This window comes from Erythrobacter sp. EC-HK427, assembly GCF_902498745.1.
Classification (GTDB): Bacteria; Pseudomonadota; Alphaproteobacteria; order Sphingomonadales; family Sphingomonadaceae; genus Alteraurantiacibacter.
Window position 1 is genome coordinate 2,335,596 of record NZ_LR701479.1, and the last position, 14,189, is coordinate 2,349,784.

At 62.3% G+C, this 14,189-nt stretch carries 17 protein-coding genes and 1 tRNA gene; 5 read left to right on the forward strand and 13 right to left on the reverse strand.

Translation table 11 applies throughout. The annotated features are described in order from the left end of the window. Positions 1–86 precede the first annotated feature (86 nt). Together greA and GC121_RS11505 are read left to right on the forward strand one after the other, a co-directional pair. Positions 87–554, forward strand: a complete 468-nt coding sequence (gene greA / locus GC121_RS11500) for a transcription elongation factor GreA (protein WP_151974490.1) — start codon at positions 87–89, stop codon at positions 552–554. A 22-nt stretch (positions 555–576) separates the two neighbouring features. Further along, positions 577–1,056 (forward strand): hypothetical protein, encoded by a 480-nt coding sequence (locus GC121_RS11505; RefSeq protein ID WP_151974492.1) that lies wholly within the window; start codon positions 577–579, stop codon positions 1,054–1,056. Here the strand turns inward: GC121_RS11505 and GC121_RS11510 are convergent. From GC121_RS11510 to GC121_RS11530, 5 genes are all read right to left on the reverse strand, one after another. Next, on the reverse strand, positions 1,007–1,246 hold the full coding sequence (locus GC121_RS11510) for a DUF4170 domain-containing protein (protein ID WP_151974494.1): 240 nt from the start codon (positions 1,244–1,246) through the stop codon (positions 1,007–1,009). The two genes, GC121_RS11505 and GC121_RS11510, sit on opposite strands and share 50 nt — an antisense overlap. A gap of 90 nt (positions 1,247–1,336) precedes the next feature. Continuing rightward, positions 1,337–1,840, reverse strand: a complete 504-nt coding sequence (locus GC121_RS11515) for a hypothetical protein (RefSeq protein ID WP_151974496.1) — start codon at positions 1,838–1,840, stop codon at positions 1,337–1,339. Between the two features lie 16 nt (positions 1,841–1,856). Beyond that, entirely contained in the window at positions 1,857–2,225 is a 369-nt protein-coding gene (locus tag GC121_RS11520) for a hypothetical protein (protein WP_151974497.1), read from the reverse strand. Continuing rightward, positions 2,218–2,655 carry a phage holin family protein gene (locus tag GC121_RS11525; RefSeq protein ID WP_151974499.1) on the reverse strand — a complete coding sequence of 146 codons (438 nt, stop codon included), beginning with the start codon at positions 2,653–2,655 and terminating at the stop codon, positions 2,218–2,220. The genes GC121_RS11520 and GC121_RS11525 overlap by 8 nt, the downstream gene beginning before the upstream one ends. A 6-nt stretch (positions 2,656–2,661) precedes the next feature. Further along, positions 2,662–3,195, reverse strand: a complete 534-nt coding sequence (locus tag GC121_RS11530; RefSeq protein WP_234421221.1) for a hypothetical protein — start codon at positions 3,193–3,195, stop codon at positions 2,662–2,664. A 161-nt stretch (positions 3,196–3,356) separates the two neighbouring features. Here GC121_RS11530 and eno point away from each other — a divergent pair, with 161 nt between their 5' ends. Continuing rightward, positions 3,357–4,640 carry a phosphopyruvate hydratase gene (gene eno / locus GC121_RS11535; RefSeq protein WP_151974501.1) on the forward strand — a complete coding sequence of 428 codons (1,284 nt, stop codon included), beginning with the start codon at positions 3,357–3,359 and terminating at the stop codon, positions 4,638–4,640. 169 nt (positions 4,641–4,809) lie between these two features. Here the strand turns inward: eno and ribH are convergent, their stop codons facing one another. Continuing rightward, positions 4,810–5,229, reverse strand: coding sequence for a 6,7-dimethyl-8-ribityllumazine synthase (gene ribH / locus GC121_RS11540; RefSeq protein WP_151974503.1), 420 nt, complete (start codon positions 5,227–5,229; stop codon positions 4,810–4,812). 2 nt (positions 5,230–5,231) lie between these two features. Next, positions 5,232–6,485: a 3,4-dihydroxy-2-butanone-4-phosphate synthase gene (ribB, locus tag GC121_RS11545; RefSeq protein WP_151974504.1), complete on the reverse strand. Its 1,254-nt coding sequence runs from the start codon at positions 6,483–6,485 to the stop codon at positions 5,232–5,234. A 97-nt stretch (positions 6,486–6,582) separates the two neighbouring features. On the opposite strand from ribB, the gene GC121_RS11550 reads away from it, so the two are divergent. Continuing rightward, positions 6,583–7,107 carry a flavin reductase family protein gene (locus GC121_RS11550; RefSeq protein ID WP_151974506.1) on the forward strand — a complete coding sequence of 175 codons (525 nt, stop codon included), beginning with the start codon at positions 6,583–6,585 and terminating at the stop codon, positions 7,105–7,107. Here GC121_RS11550 and GC121_RS11555 read toward each other — a convergent pair. Beyond that, positions 7,104–8,087 carry a M48 family metallopeptidase gene (locus GC121_RS11555; protein ID WP_151974509.1) on the reverse strand — a complete coding sequence of 328 codons (984 nt, stop codon included), beginning with the start codon at positions 8,085–8,087 and terminating at the stop codon, positions 7,104–7,106. The genes GC121_RS11550 and GC121_RS11555 overlap by 4 nt on opposite strands. Before the next feature lie 149 nt (positions 8,088–8,236). Here GC121_RS11555 and GC121_RS11560 point away from each other — a divergent pair, with 149 nt between their 5' ends. Beyond that, positions 8,237–9,337: a redoxin domain-containing protein gene (locus GC121_RS11560; protein ID WP_151974511.1), complete on the forward strand. Its 1,101-nt coding sequence runs from the start codon at positions 8,237–8,239 to the stop codon at positions 9,335–9,337. A 10-nt stretch (positions 9,338–9,347) separates the two neighbouring features. Here the strand turns inward: GC121_RS11560 and GC121_RS11565 are convergent. The 5 genes from GC121_RS11565 to mreC form a co-directional block, all read right to left on the reverse strand. Beyond that, positions 9,348–9,423 (reverse strand) — tRNA-Lys (locus tag GC121_RS11565). Between the two features lie 135 nt (positions 9,424–9,558). Further along, the gene (gene rodA, locus GC121_RS11570) at positions 9,559–10,677 is read right to left on the reverse strand and encodes a rod shape-determining protein RodA (protein ID WP_151974513.1); all 1,119 of its coding nucleotides are present in this window, start codon (positions 10,675–10,677) and stop codon (positions 9,559–9,561) included. After that, the gene (mrdA, locus tag GC121_RS11575; RefSeq protein WP_151974515.1) at positions 10,674–12,701 is read right to left on the reverse strand and encodes a penicillin-binding protein 2; all 2,028 of its coding nucleotides are present in this window, start codon (positions 12,699–12,701) and stop codon (positions 10,674–10,676) included. The genes rodA and mrdA overlap by 4 nt, the downstream gene beginning before the upstream one ends. Then, complete coding sequence (locus tag GC121_RS11580) at positions 12,686–13,258, reverse strand: rod shape-determining protein MreD (RefSeq protein WP_151974517.1); 573 nt, start codon at positions 13,256–13,258, stop codon at positions 12,686–12,688. Before GC121_RS11580 ends, mrdA begins: the two co-directional genes overlap by 16 nt. After that, positions 13,258–14,178, reverse strand: coding sequence for a rod shape-determining protein MreC (mreC, locus tag GC121_RS11585; RefSeq protein WP_151974519.1), 921 nt, complete (start codon positions 14,176–14,178; stop codon positions 13,258–13,260). The genes GC121_RS11580 and mreC overlap by 1 nt, the downstream gene beginning before the upstream one ends. Positions 14,179–14,189: the final 11 nt, after the last annotated feature.

Sequence of the window (14,189 nt, forward strand, 5' to 3'; positions counted from 1 at the left end):
CCTCCATTCCGACCCGCGCCAGCCGCCTATGCAGGGCGGGGCAGGCTCGTTTTGACGGGTGATCTGACACAAGACAGGAAGTGCCAATGCAGAAAGTGCCGATGCTTGCGGAAGGCTACGAAAAGCTGACCGCCGATTTGAAAGCATTGCGGGCAGAGCGCCCCAAAATCGTCGAGGCGATCGAGGAAGCTCGCGCGCATGGCGATCTCTCGGAAAACGCCGAGTATCACGCCGCGAAGGAGCGCCAGGGCCAGGTCGAAGCGCAGATCGCCGAGCTGGAAGACAAGACCAGCCGCGCACAGATTATCGATCCTGCCACGCTGTCCGGTGATCGTGTGGTGTTCGGCGCGACGGTGACGGTGCTCGATGAAGACGACAAGCCGTGCAAATACCAGATCGTCGGCCAGGCAGAGAGCGACGCGAAGGTCGGCCGTGTTTCCTACGAAAGCCCGCTCGCCCGCGCATTGATCGGCAAAAGCGTTGGTGACGAGATTGAGGTAACCGTGCCTTCGGGTGAGAAGTTCTATCTCATCAAGAAGATCGAATTCATCTAGAATTCTCTGGGGGGGCAAGAGCATGAATTGGGACGCGGTATCGGCAATCAGCGACATCACCGCAGCTTTCGCGGTCGTAGCTAGCCTATGGTATCTGGCAGCCCAGATTAGACAAAATACCAAGGCGATTACCGCGAATTCGCGCCAAGGATTACTGGACGCTGATTTGGCGCTGATTTCCAAATTCATAGATCATGGCGTTGATCCGCATTTGATCTCCGATGATGACGATATTTCTCCGGAGAATGAGCGCAGGATCACATGGATGGTCATCAAGGCCCTGCGAATCCGCGAATTTGCATGGCATCAACATAGAGCCGGGATTTTGGATCGCGAAAGCTGGGATTCCTATATGGCCCCGATCCCGAATATGTTTGCGACTGCTCGCGCAAGAAAAGTCCTCGATTTTTACACCGGTGACGCCGAGTTTCTGACCGATATCAGGGGGCGAATCAGCCCGCAGGCAGTTCCGGCTCCAACAACCGGTGCAGATGCACGATGACGTATTTCATCTCGGCATCGTCTACCGTGCGCTGCGCCCAGCCGCGCCAGGCGTGTTCGGCTTCGGCATAGCTGGGATAAAAGCCGACGACGTGAATGTCCTTCAAATCCTGGAATTCCACGGTGCGCGGATCATTTACCCGGCCGCCGATCACCATGTGGAGCAGCTGGCTGTCATGCGTGTCGGACATCGATTTTCCCTCAGAGGCTGAATGCAATTGCGCGCCCTATCGGCAATGCCGGCAGGACGCGCAAGGGTGTTCTTGAAGGAAATTCGCGGACTAGCGGCGGCCCAATGCGCGGGCGAGAGCCTTGCCGGTTTCGCGGCGGGCGATGCGCGCGGCATCGGCGGCATCGCCAACCTTGTGCGCGGCGCTGCGCTTCAGCGAGCGGGCGCGGTCGCCTGCAACATCGGTCAGATCTTCCGCCCGGCGTGCGCCTTCGCGGCCCAGTTCGCTGGCATCGTCCATCAGTTGCGACGCAAAGCCGCTGGCGATTTCCGCGCCGATGGTCGCTAGGCTCGCCGCCTTCGCGCCGCCACGGATCGCTGCCTGACGCGGGCCCTTGAAGGCGCTCGCAATCAGAATGCCGAGCAACACGCCGCCCGCAGCCGAGGCAACCGGGTGCTTTTTGACAAAGGTGGTGAAGGCCTCGCCCGCATCCGCGGCGCTATCGGCGGCGCGGGTGGCAAGGCTCTGCTCGCTCAGCTGCGCCTCGCGCGCTTCGGCGGCGGCGATGCGGGCTTTGATCTCTTCGCGTTTTTCCTGAATGGTGGGAGCGTTCATGGGAGTTCTCCAAATCTCAATTGGTTGAATTATCGCCGCTTTCGTCGCTCTCTTCCAGAGCTTCGCGGTCAGTCGCCCCGTCGGCAAGCCCGCTTGCCTGCCACAGCGCGCCGACCCAGTCCGACAGCTGGGTGCGGAATGCCACCAGCAGCACCAGACCGACGCCAAGAGCCGCCGCGCTGCCGACCCGCCCGGGGTTCTCGCGCACAAAAGCAGAGGCATCGCCGCCCACGCCCTCCGCGCCTTCGCGCAAACGGATGGCGGCGCGTTTGCCGATATTCTGCGCGCTTACATCGCCGCGCAAATGCGCGATGTCGCGGTCGAGCAGACCTTTCGCCGCATCGCGCAGTGCGCGGTCTTCTTCAAGCTGGCGCAGATCAGCCATCGCTATCCTCTCCGGCAGGCGGTTGCATGGCGGCGGACATTTCGCGGAAAGCGACCATCGCGCGCCGCACCAGAAGTGCAGCGCCCAGCAGCAGTGTGCCGACCACAATCGCGGTTGCGCCCCACGCCGTAACATGGGGGGTGAGCGCGATAATCAGCCCGACCGTCAACCCGATCAGCGCAAAGATCACGATCACCAGCGCGGCGAGCGCGGCAACAATCCCGTTCTTCAGCCGGTTGGCGACAAAGCCCGCGCGGTTTTTCTGATAGCTGAGTTCCGCGTCAAAATAGGTGCGCGCATCATCGATCAGGGCTTCGAAATCGTCGTAGAGCGAGCGCAGCGGGGCCCCGGCGGCATTATCCTGCGCCGGGGCACCTGTGGCGTCATCGCTTTCGGGAGGGACGCTGGCTGCGTTCTCGGCAAGCGACACTGCGGATTAGCGGAACAGGCGGGCCGCCAAGAAGCCGATCAGCGCGGCAAGGCCGACTGCGGCGACCGGGCTTTTGCGGATCGCTTCGCGCGAATCATTGGCCAGCTCGTCGAGGCTCTTTTCCTCCAGCAGGCGGGCATTTTCTTCCAGCGTGCGCGAGGCGGAGCGGGCATAATCGCCGTATTTCGCGCCCAGCTTTTCATCCAGCGCGGGGGCGTTTTCGTCGATCACGCGGCTGAGGCTGGAAAGCCCCTCGCTCACCTTGTGCTTGCCTTCCACGGCCAGTTCACCGGCGCGGGTTTTGGCTTCGGCAGACCAGTCTTCACCGCGTGCCTTGGCCTGTTCCTTGGCTTCGGCAGCGCGCGCCTTGCCTTCGTCGGCCAAGGCCGCAGCGCCGGCCTTGGCTTCGTCCAGCGCGGCGGAAAAGCGCGAGCGGGCTTCGGATGTGCCTTCTCCGACAGTTTCGGTTGCGGCTTCGGTGGCCGCTTCGGTCGTTTCGATCTCGACGTTGGCGGACGTCTTGGGCTTTTTGGCAGCCATAATGATATCCCTTTCCGTTGCGGCGGGCAGTGCCCGCCTGAAAAATCCCTACGATTGTATTATGGTTATAACACAGTCCGGCTTCAAGATACCAACGTATGTTGCAGTGCAAGGTTCCGCCCTATAGAGGGCGACAAAACGCACAACAGGAGCCTTTTTTCATGACCGCCATCATCGACGTGCACGGCCGCGAGATCCTCGATTCGCGGGGCAACCCGACGGTAGAAGTCGATATTCTTCTGGAAGATGGCAGCATGGGCCGCGCTGCGGTGCCCTCGGGCGCATCGACCGGCGCGCATGAGGCGGTGGAACTGCGCGACGGCGACACAAGCCGTTATCTGGGCAAGGGCGTAACCAAGGCAGTCGAAGCAGTGAACGGGCCGATTGCCGATCTGCTGCTGGAAATGGATGCCGAAGACCAGCGCGATATCGACATGGCGATGATCGCGGCGGACGGCACCGAGAACAAGAGCCGGTTCGGCGCGAATGCCATTCTCGGCGCGAGCCTTGCGGTGGCAAAGGCTGCTGCGGCAGCGCGCGGCCTGCCGCTCTATTCCTATGTCGGCGGAGTGTCCGCCCATGTGTTGCCGGTGCCGATGATGAACATCGTCAATGGTGGCGAACACGCGGACAATCCCATCGACGTGCAGGAATTCATGGTGATGCCGGTGGGCGCGCCGACCTTGGCCGAAGCCGTGCGCTGGGGCAGCGAGATTTTCCACACGCTGAAGAAGGGCCTTGCCGAAAAGGGCCTGGCGACTTCAGTTGGCGATGAAGGCGGCTTTGCACCCAATCTGGCGAGCACGCGCGACGCGCTCGATTTTATCATGGCGTCTGTCGAAAAGGCGGGCTTTACGCCGGGTGAAGACGTGGTGCTGGCGCTGGACTGCGCCGCCACCGAGTTTTTCCGCGAAGGCAAATACGAGATTTCGGGCGAGGGACTCTCGCTTACCCCGCATGAAATGGCCGAATACCTCTCCAAGCTGTGCGACGAATACCCGATCCGTTCGATCGAAGACGGGATGAGCGAAGACGATTTCGAAGGCTGGAAGGCCATCACCGACATGGTGGGTGACAGGGTGCAGCTGGTGGGCGATGACCTCTTCGTCACCAACCCCAAGCGGCTTGCCATGGGGATCGAGATGGGGCTGGCCAATTCGCTGCTGGTGAAGGTTAACCAGATCGGCACTTTGAGCGAGACCTTGTGCGCAGTCGATGTCGCGCACCGCGCGGGCTACACTTCGGTGATGAGCCACCGCTCGGGCGAAACCGAGGATGCGACTATCGCCGATCTCGCGGTCGCCACCAATTGCGGGCAGATCAAAACCGGCTCGCTCGCCCGGTCGGACCGGCTGGCGAAATACAACCAGCTGATCCGCATCGAGGAAGAGCTGGGATCGAGCGCATTTTATGCCGGTAAGGGCTGCTTCCGAAAGCTTGGATAGCTTCTGGCGGCACCAAAGGCGCAGCCAAGCGCATTTGCGCTGCAGTTGACGGTGCCAAGGGTGCCACTTGGGGGTATACTAGAGCTACACAAGCTCTGCCTTAATCAAGCACTGCGTGGCCTTCGTATCCAACAACATCACATTCTGGTGTGATCCGATGTGATGGCGCTCAGCCGAATTCGCCCGCCAGTTCGAGCAAGCGCATCGCGGCCTGCGCGGCCTCGCCACCCTTGTTTTTCTGCGCCGGATCAGCGCGGACAATCGCCTGCGCTTCGTTCTCGACGGTCAGGATGCCGTTGCCGATGGCGATGCCGTCCATCGTCAGCGCCATGATCGCGCGGGCGCTTTCGCCGGCAACGATTTCAAAGTGATAGGTCTCACCGCGGATCACCACGCCGATGGCGACAAAGCCGTCATAGCGCCCGCTTTCCGCCGCCAACGCAATCGCGCCTGGCACTTCGAGCGCGCCGGGGACGGTGATGACATCGACCGAATGCTCTGCCTGCTCCAGCGCCGCCTTCGCGCCAGCCACCAGCATATCATTGAGATGGCTGTAAAAACGCGCCTCTACGATCAGGAAATTCGCCATGATTATTCGGTCTCCGGAATGGGATGGTGGCCGACGATATTGAGGCCATAACCTTCGATGGCAACCACGTTGGGCTGCGAATTGGTGAGCAGAATCATGTCATGCACGCCCAGATCGGCGAGGATCTGCGAGCCGATGCCGACATTGCGGACTTCCTCCTCGGTCGTCCAGTTGCCGCTCTTGCCCACCCGCCCGGTGAGAATGACGATGACCCCCGAACCATGCTCGCCCACCGCTTCCATCGCGCGCTGGAGCGTGCGCTTGCGCGGTCCCGGCTCGCCCAGCACATCGTCGAAAACCGAGATCGGATGGACGCGGGCGAGGGTGGGCCTGTCGGGAACAATGTGCCCTTTTTGAAGCACATAGGCTTCATTGTTCGAAACGGTGTTGCGATAGGTGATGAGCCGCCACTGCCCGCCATAATCGGACGTGAACTGCCGCTCGTCACCGCGTTCCACCAGATGATCGTGGCGCATCCGGTAGGCGATCAGATCGCGGATCGTGCCGATTTTCAGGTCATGCTTGCGGGCAAAGCGCATCAGGTCATCCATCCGCGCCATGCTGCCATCCTCGTTCATGATCTCGCAGATCACGCCCGAGGGATTGAGGCCCGCCAGCCGCGAGATATCGACCGCCGCCTCGGTATGGCCAGCGCGCACCAGCACGCCGCCATCGCGGGCGGTGAGCGGGAACACATGGCCGGGGGTGACGATATCGTCCGGCCCTTTGGAACTGTCGATGGCGACCGAGACCGTGCGTGCCCGGTCTGCGGCGGAAATGCCTGTAGTTACACCGGTTTTCGCCTCGATTGAGATGGTGAAGGCGGTCTGCATCGATTCGCGGTTGTTGCGGCTCATCGGCTCGAGCCCGAGCGCTTCCACCCGCGCCTTGTCGAGCGCAAGGCAGATGAGGCCGCGCCCGTGCATCGCCATAAAGTTGACCGCTGCGGGTGTCGCCATTTGCGCCGGGATGATGAGATCACCCTCGTTCTCGCGGTCTTCATCGTCGACCAGGATATACATCCGGCCATTGCGCGCCTCGTCGATGATCTCCTCGATCCCGACCAGCACCGGCGTTTCGTCATTCTCGGTGAGGAACCGTTCCAGCTTGCCGAGCGTATCGGCGGTAGGGTTCCAGCTCTCCTCGGTGCAATCGCGCAAGGTATTGGCGTGCAACCCCGCCGCCCGCGCCAGCCCGGCGCGTGTCATCAGGCCTTCGGAGATCAGCTTTTTTACTTTTTCTGCAGTTTCACTCATAGAAAGCCCAGTATCACATTAAAATGTGATTACAAGTCGGTTGCATCACATTCTCTCCAGCCTTGCGCGCAAGCCAAAGCGCCATCTATGAGCCCTTATGCCCCCTGTAGGACAGACCCCTTCCGAAATCGCCGCCGCCTTCCGCGAGGCTATGCGCCATGTCGCGGCGACCGTTTATGCGGTGACGACGCGGCATGAGGGCCATGATTGGGGCATTCTGGCGACCGCTGTCAGCTCGCTGAGCTTTGATCCGCCCTCCTTGCTGGTTTGCATCAACCGCGATGCGTCATTGCACGAACCGCTTGAAAAGGCGGAGCGCTTCTGCGTCAACGTGCTCGGCCTCGGCAATCGCGATGTGGCGGAACATTTCATGCAGCCGCGCCCCGATCGTTTCGCGGTGGGCGAATGGGAAGACCATCACGGAGTCCCCGTCCTCGCCACCGCGCAATCCAGCCTGATCTGCACCGTGGCCGACCGGCACACTTTCGGCACGCATTCGATCTTTATTGGAACGCTGGTGGAGGCCAACCACCGTCAGGACGCCACGCCGCTCACCTATTACGACCGGCACTATATCGATATCAGCGAAGCCCCCGAACGCGCGCGCCGACCGAAGGACTAATCGCTGCCAAAGCCCCGTTCGCGCAATTCGAGCAAGTGCCCCGGCCAGCTCGGCCCGCGCCGTTGCGGCAGGTAGAGCGCGATTTCCTCGTCCACCAGCACGGCGCGCGCTTCGTTGGACGGGTAGACGAAGCTGTTGAAGATCCCGCCGCCGAGCCGCTGGCCGATGTCCGAGCGCCAGAATGCAGGCACCGACAGCGGATCGAAACCGGCATTGGCGAGCAGGTGGATGGACAGCCTGTCCGCCTCCACCTCGGCCTCGCGATTGGCGCGCTGGTTGCGGCCCACTTCGGCCAGAGCGCCATTGTCGATGCCCGCCGCCTGCTTGCGCCGGCGATGCTCCAGCACCGTATGCGCCAGCTCGTGCGCAAGGACGACAGCCAGCTGTTCGTCGGATAGCTCTCGCGCGAAATCGAACTGGATCTGGATCACCCGCCCGTCAGACCGCGCGCGCGGCCCGTCGCTCACCAGAATTTCGACCAGCGAGCGACACCCGGCAGGGGCGGGCAGCATAACTGTTCGTTCGACCCCGTCGGTGCGCAGCCGCAGCGCCACCGGCGCGTCGGTCGGTTGCGCGGCGAGGATATCGAACGCGGCTTCGCGTAAATTGCCGCTCTCGGGCGCGGGCAGGGCATCGAGCGACACATCGCCGATCGCCACCAAAGCCTCGCCACGGCGCAAACCGGCCCGCTCGGCGGGCGAATGCGGGACAATGGCGGCAATCGCGATGTTGCCGTCGCGAAACTGTGCGCGCACCTCGCCATCGCGATACTGGTCGACACTATGCAGGATCAGCCCGGTGAGCGGCATCAGCGAGGTGCACAGCGCCGCATTGCCGCCCAGCAATTGCTCGGCGATGCGCGCAAGCCGGACATCCTGCTGTTCTACCGCTGATTGACGCGCGCTTTCCTGCGCAAGTCCGGCGGTGCTGCCAGCGGCAAGATGCAATAGGAGTAGCAGAATAATGAGTGCGCGATGCATTCCCCTTCTTGCCTCGCCGGTCTTGCGGAAACAAGCTGCTGCTCGTCCTTTGCTTTGCCTAGCCCGAGCCGGAAAGTGCACAATTGCCGCTTTTGCTTTGCAATGGAGGCCGATAGGCTGGTGGATAGGGCAGGACGGGCCGGACACCGATGAGCGACACACAATCAACCTACGAAATCGCAGCGCCCTCTATCCGGCCCTATGTGCAGGAAATGTGGCAGGGCGCGCTGGCAACGGCATTCAGTGGCCATGACGAGGACGGTCGCAAGATCGGACTCGCCGACGATCACATTTCGGGGAAGCATCTGTTGCTCGTACTCATCGGTGATCCCGACGCTGAGTACACCGGAGAATTGCTCAGGTCTTTGGCTGCGTTAGAGTCGAGGCTTGATGCGGAAAACGCGACGGTTATTGCGATGAGTGCATCGAGCGACGCCACGGCGAACAAGGCTCGCAAGCGTGCGGCCGGCTTTGTCTGGCCGGTGCTAGGTGATCCATCGGGCGCGATTTTCGCTTCTTACGGTTTGCACAAGGGCAGCGATAAGGTTGTGCGACTGGTTCTGCTTACTCCCTATCGGCAGATCCGCGCGTGGTTCGATCTGGACGGTTCCGTTGGCGATACGTTGGAGACGATTATGACAATTCTCGACAATGCACAGGCCGCCACTGAAACCCGCTGGAGCCCGCCGCACGCGCCGGTACTGATTGTGCCGAATGTGCTCTCCCCCGAAGAATGCGCCAATCTGATCGAGTCGGTCGAAAAGGACACGCCGTTCCTCGTGCGCCGGGCGCGGCCGGGCGAGTTCGAGGGCAATTTCCGCATTCCGGTTTACGAACACGAGCGGCAGGACCGCGTCGATCTGATAATCCGCGACCGGAATACGCTGGCGATACTCGATGAACGCCTGTTCGGGCGGGTTACACCGATGATCAACAAGGCTTTCGCGTTCAACGTCACGCGCCGCGAAGACCTGCATATTGCGCGCTATGTCGGCAAGCGCGAAGGGATTGCGATGGGCCACCGCGACAACACCAGCCCGGTCGGCGCGCACCGACGCTTTGCGCTCTCGATCAGCCTGAACGATGATTACGAAGGCGGCGGCATCGTATTTGGCGAGTTCAGCCCCAAAGGCTATCGCGTGCCCGCAGGATCGGCGATGGTGTTTTCCTCGTCGCTGCTGCACGAGGTGCAGGAAACAACCTCAGGCGTACGCTACAACCTGATATCGCATCTGTTCAATGACGGGTGATGGAAGGGGATGGTGGACGCACTAGGGCTCGAACCTAGGACCCGCTGATTAAGAGTCAGCTGCTCTACCAACTGAGCTATGCGTCCATTCCCGTTCGCACCATTAAAGGCGCGGGCTTTTCGACTCTGTCACGCGGTGATTCGTCCGGGAGGCGCTCATTTAGCGGGTTCGGCCCGCTGTGCAAGTGCAGAAAGCGCCTTGTTGCGAAATTTCGCGGCGCCTCAGAAATTGCTCTTGCGCTGCGCGCGGGTCGAGCGTTCGACCAGCATGATGCCGCCCACGCAGAGCATATTGGTAAGCATCGATGATCCGCCATGGCTCATCCACGGCAAGGGGATGCCCACCACCGGCGCAAAGCCCATCACCATCATCAGATTGACGCCGACATAGAAGAAGATCGTGGCGGTAAGTCCGCCAGCGAGCAGGCTGCCGAAGCGGTCCGGTGCTTCGCGCGCGACGGTGAGTCCCCAGCGCAGGACGATCCCGAAAATCAGCAGCACGAACAGACCGCCGATCATGCCCCATTCCTCCGCCATGGTGGCAAAGACGAAATCGGTGTGCGGTTCGGGCAGATAGTTGAGCTGGCTTTGCGAGCCTTCGCCAAAGCCCTTGCCGGTGATGCCGCCCGATCCGATGGCAATTTTCGACTGGATGATGTGATAGCCCGTCCCTTGCGGATCGCTTTCGGGATTGAGGAAGGTCAGCACCCGCTGTTGCTGGTACGGCTGCAAGCCGAAGAAATAGGCCAAGGGGGCAATAACCACCATCGCCGCACCGCCGCCGATGAACCATTTCTGCGGGATGCCCGCAAAGAACATCACCACCACGCCGCCGAAAACAATAGCGAGCGATGTGCCAAGATCGGGTTGCAGCAATACGAAGGCCACCGGCAAGGCGATGATGCCGCCGGGCACGGCCAAGGCTTTCCAACTCCCGATCATCGCGGGGGGAAGATTGGCGAAATAGGCGGAGAGGATGAGCACGATGCAGGGCTTCATCAGCTCTGACGGCTGCAATTGCATGAAGCCGAGATTGAGCCATCGCTGGCTGCCGCCATTGACCTGGCCCATGATTTCCACCGCGATCAGCAGCAGCAGGATCAAGATATAGCCGGGTATGGCCCCCCACTTGGTGAGCTCTATGGGGAGGTAGGAGATGCTGAGAGCAATCCCCAAAGCGACAACGTAGCGCAGCAAGTGCGAACTGGCATAGGGGCTCATCGATCCACCTGCGGCCGAATACAGCACAGCTGCGCCAAAAAGGACGAGCAGCGTCAGCGGCACCACGACGCGCCACGGAAACTCGGCGATAGGCGCGGGCAGAGTGATTTTGCCTCTCATGTCGTCGCCTCGTCAGACCGTGCGGTCGGGTCTTCGCGGGGGGTGACCGCGTCGGTCGCGGCTTCTTCCGGTTCGTCGGCGGCGGCGCGCGCTTCGGCATCGACTTGCCGCGCCAGCGTGATCGGCGGCGGGGCAGGGGGCAGATCGACCCCGGCGGCCTGAGCGTAAGCGGCATATTGCCGGTCGAGCCGCTGTTGTGCGGTGCCGCCCCAGCCTGCCTCCAGCGCGTGCAGCGCGTCGAGCCCCTTTTGCGGGTCGAACATGAAAGTCATCACATCGCGCGCCACCGGATAGGCTGCTCCCGAACCGCCACCATGCTCGATCACCACCGCGCCCGCATAACGCGGATTGTCGAACGGGGCGAAGAAGATGAACAGGCCGTGGTCACGGAAGCGCCAAGGGCCGGAGCGGCCATCCGAAATGTTGAGCCCGACCACCTGTGCGGTGCCGGTTTTGCCCGCCATCAGCACGTCGTCGATGGGCAGACGCGCGCGCCCGGCGGTGCCGGGGCCGTTCACCACATCGCTCATCGCCTGCCGCACATAGGCCTTGTATTCCGCGCTGACGCCCATGCTTTCGAAGCTGGGGCGCTCGTTGGAAAAAATGAGCCGCGGATTGACCTTCTCGGACGTGGCGAGGCGCGCGGCCATCACCGCAAGCTGAAGCGGGTTGGCGAGCATATAGCCTTGGCCGATGGTCGCGTTCACCGTGTCGAACGCTGCCCATTCTTGCCCGTATTTCTCCATCTTCCACGCGGGATCGGGCACGGTGCCGTAGAACTGGTTGGCCACCGGAAGGTCAAACCGCTCCTGCATCCCATACAGTCGGCAAGCATTCGCTATCGGCTGGATGCCGGTGCGCTGCGCCATGGCGTAGAAATACACGTCGCAGCTTTGATAGATGGCCTTTGCAAGATTGGTCTGTCCGTGGCCGCGACGGTTCCAGCAGTTGAAGCGGCGGCTGCCGACTTGCAGGCCGCCACCGCAAAAGACGGTCTCATCGGGGTCAACACCGGCACCCAGCAGCGCCATGCCCACAGTCGGCTTAACTGTGGAGCCCGGCGGATAGAGGCCTTGCAGCACCTTGTTGCGCAGCGGCACACGCTCGTTTTCGCTGAGCATCGAATATTCGACGCGGCCGATGCCGTCGGAGAAGCTGTTGGGATCGAAGCTCGGCATGGAGGCCATGCACAGCACATCGCCCGTCAGGCAGTCCATCACCACGACCGAGCCGGATTCGAGGCCGAGGCGGCGGGCGGCATAGTCTTGCAGCGGGCCGTCAATCGTCAGCTTGATCGGCTGGCCCTGCACATCGTCGCGGGTTTCAAGATCGCGGACAATGCGCCCCGACGCGGTAACTTCGACCCGCCGCGCGCCGGGTTCGCCGCGCAAGGTCAGGTCGAAATATTGCTCCAGCCCGTCTTTGCCCATCTTGAAGCCCGGCGTCATCAACAGCGGCTGCGGTTCGGCGTCATACTCTTCGCGACTCGGCGCGCCGACATAGCCGACCAGATGGCCGACCGCCGGGCCGGTGGGGTAGAAGCGCGAAAAGCCGCGCTGCGGGATCACGCCGGGCAATTCGGGCAGGCGCACGCTGACAGCGGCGAACTTCTCGAAATCGAGCCCGTTGGCAACCGGCACGGCGGCAAAGCCCCGCGCGCCTTCCAGCCGCTCGAGCAGGTCGAGCTTCTCGACTTCGGAAAAGCCCAACAGGTCGCTCAGCAGGCCGACGGTGGCCTCGGGATTGGTGACCCGTTCGGGAATGATATCGACACGGAAATCGGCGCGGTTGGAGGCGAGGGGGGAGCCGTTGCGATCGAGGATCCAGCCACGCCGCGGCGGAATCAGCGAGAGGTTCACGCGGTTGCTTTCCGCCTCCAGCGTGTATCGCTCGTTCTCGGCAACGGCGATATAGCCCATCCGTGCCGCCAGCAGCAGCCCGATGCCGCCCTGCACCGCACCCACGACAAAGCTACGCCTGTCAAAGGTCTGCTTGAGCGCGTTGGAAGTTACCGATTGGACCATGGAATCAACGACAGCGGTATGCGGGTAAGCCTAAGTCGGTCAAGCTGCGCCACGAGTTGCGCCACCAGCGGGAAGAGAAGAACGCTCAGCCCTAATTGCGGCAAGATGAGAGTCAGCTGAATCACCGTGATATTCGCGCCTGAAAACAGCGCGGTAAAGCCGACATAGATCGTCAGGAAAAGCGCAGCGATGCCCCAGTCCTGCCAGAACCCGCGCCACGGGAAGCGAAGCTCGATCAGATCGAGCGCGATCATGGTGAGCGAGAACAGCAGGATCGCCGAACCCAGCGGCTGGCCCGAATACAGATCATCAAACAGGCCAAGTGGCAGGCCCGCCCACATCGGCAGCAGGCCGGGGCGGTAAATCCGCCATGCGAGCAGGAAGAGATAGCCGAGCGGGGGCAGTATCGGTCCGGCGGCGATGATTGGCAGCATCGGCGCAAGCGAGCCGAGCAGAATGGTGAACCACGGCACCCCGTAGGCGAGCACGGGCGAATGATCGCGGTTGATCTTTTTGCCGAACGGATCACGCCGGGCCTTGGGGTCGAGCTTTTCCATCAGCTCTCCTCCTCCGCTTCGGCGTCCTCCTCTGCGGGGGTTTCCGATAATAGCGGAGCGTTTGCCGCCTCGATCGCTTCGGCCTGGAAGATCGGCTCGACCAGCACGAAATCGGTTGCCGCCGGATTGCTGAGCAAGCGGCCAATCGCGCCGTCTTCGGTCAGTTCGCTCACCACCGCGACGGCGATCCCCGGGCGGAACAGTCCGCCTGCGCCGGAGGTGACGAAAATGTCGCCTTCCTCCAGCGGATTGATGCCCAGATTGATCAGCCGGATGCGCAGCGAACCATCCGCGCGCCCTTCAGCAAAGGCGACCACATCATCGGTCGCGCGGCGCACTGGCACGATGCTTTCCGGATCGGTCAGCAGGAGAATGCGCGATGTCGTCGCGCCCGTTTCCAGCACGCGGCCCACCAGGCCCATGGGGGAGGTGACGGGCATTCCCACGCGCACCCCGTCATTACGGCCCGCGCCGAGATAGCCGAAGCGCCGCGTGCTTGCCGAGCTGGAGCCGATCAGCCGCCCGGTGGCGACCGGTTCGATTTCGCTTTCGATAATGCCGAGCAAGGCCTTCAGCCGCGCATTTTCCTGCTCCAGCGCCTGCGCTTCGGCGAGGCGCACGCGGGCGACGGCGATTTCCTCTTCGAGCGCGGCATTCTTCGAGCCGGCATCGTAATATCCGGCAATCGCTTCGAAGAAGCTGCGCGAGCCCGTGCGCCCGCTCGCGCCTGCCTCTCCAACAGGAGCGGCAGCGTCGCTCGCCATCGAGCGCAGCCCGTTGAAGGTTTCCGGACGCCAGAGCGAGATGATCAGCAGCAAAGCGCCAATCAATGCTCCGGCACTGGCGAACACATAGCCCGCGAACAGGCCCAGCTGTGCCTTCTTGTTCGCGCCTGCTCTTTGTGCCTGTGGCGGTGCCATTGCGGCCCGCT